The organism is Afipia sp. GW822-FHT04G07 (genome assembly GCF_058800765.1).
Map to the genome: position 1 here is coordinate 1 of NZ_JBXAMP010000004.1, position 1,259 is coordinate 1,259.

Annotated in this window: 2 protein-coding genes; both read right to left on the reverse strand. The window is 62.8% G+C overall.

The features are described from left to right. A partial coding sequence (gene pcaG, locus AC1RKJ_RS22925; protein ID WP_492793318.1) for a protocatechuate 3,4-dioxygenase subunit alpha occupies nucleotides 1-565 on the reverse strand: 565 nt, incomplete at its 3' end. Next, complete coding sequence (gene pcaH / locus AC1RKJ_RS22930; RefSeq protein WP_492793319.1) at nucleotides 565-1,257, reverse strand: protocatechuate 3,4-dioxygenase subunit beta; 693 nt, start codon at nucleotides 1,255-1,257, stop codon at nucleotides 565-567. The genes pcaG and pcaH, both read right to left, overlap by 1 nt. Nucleotides 1,258-1,259 lie beyond the last annotated feature (2 nt).

Sequence of the window (1,259 nt, forward strand, 5' to 3'; positions counted from 1 at the left end):
TGTCGCCCTGGAGATGGACGTCGAAGCGGTAAGTCACAGGCTCGCCCGGCTCGCGCGTCGCAACCAGTGTGGCGCGGCGATCCGCCGGCACCAGCGCCAGGATCGGATCCGCCGCATTGGCAGCATCCTGATCCCCGAAATAGATCCGCGTGAGCGCCTGCTGGGTCATGCCGCGCGCAAACACCGCCAGAAGAACATGGGGCGCCTGCGGCTTCCCGCCGGGTCCAGGCACCGAGCCGGGCCGGATGGTCTGAAACGTAAAGCCGCCGTCGGTGTCCGTGCCGCAACGGCCGAAACCTCTGAACGCCGTATTCGGCACGGCCCGCGCATCCTGCGGATCGGCAAAGCGTCCCTGCGCATCGGCCTGCCAGATCTCGAGCATGGCATCCGGCATCGCCTTGCCGTCGCCATCCAGCACCCGACCGTCAATCCGGATACGCTCGCCAGATACATCCGAGGTCACCAGATCGCTACTGAACGCGTCATTCCATTGGTAGTCGTCGCCCGGTGTCAGACCATACTTGAAATACGGGCCGACGGTCTGCGACGGAGTAATCTTGCTCATCAGTCGTTATCCAGCGGTGTGGCGTTGCGTCCGCGCAAGACGATGTCGAAGCGATAGCACAGCGCCCAGTCGGGCTTGGTGTTTTCGAGGTCGAAGCTCGACACCATCCGCATGCGTGCGTTCTCGTCGGTCACCGAATTGAAAATCGGATCGTAGGCGAACAGCGGATCGCCGGGAAAATACATCTGCGTCACGATGCGCGAGATGAACGAATGGCCAAACACCGAGAAATGGATATGGGCCGGTCGCCATGCGTTATGATGATTGCCCCACGGATACGCGCCCGGCTTGATGGTGACGAACCTGTAGTAACCTTCTGCATCGGTCTGCGCGCGGCCAGCGCCTGTGAAGTTCGGATCGATCGGCGCCGGATGCTGGTCCACAGCGTGGATGTAACGCCCACAGGCATTGGCCTGCCAGACTTCCAGCAGCGTGTTGGGGACGCCGCGGCCATCTTCATCGCGCACATGACCATGAACGATGATGCGCTCGCCGAGCGGCTCTCCGGCGTGCTGGATCGTGAGATCGTTGTCGTTCTCGCGCACGGTCTCATGGCCGTACACCGGCCCGGTCAACTCCGACAGCGTATGCGGGACGATCACCAGCGGCTTGGTCGGCGAACGCTTGACCGTGCTCTTGTAGTCAGGCGACAGCCGCGGCGCGTGCGCGAGATTGCTCTCGCGCGGATAGATCA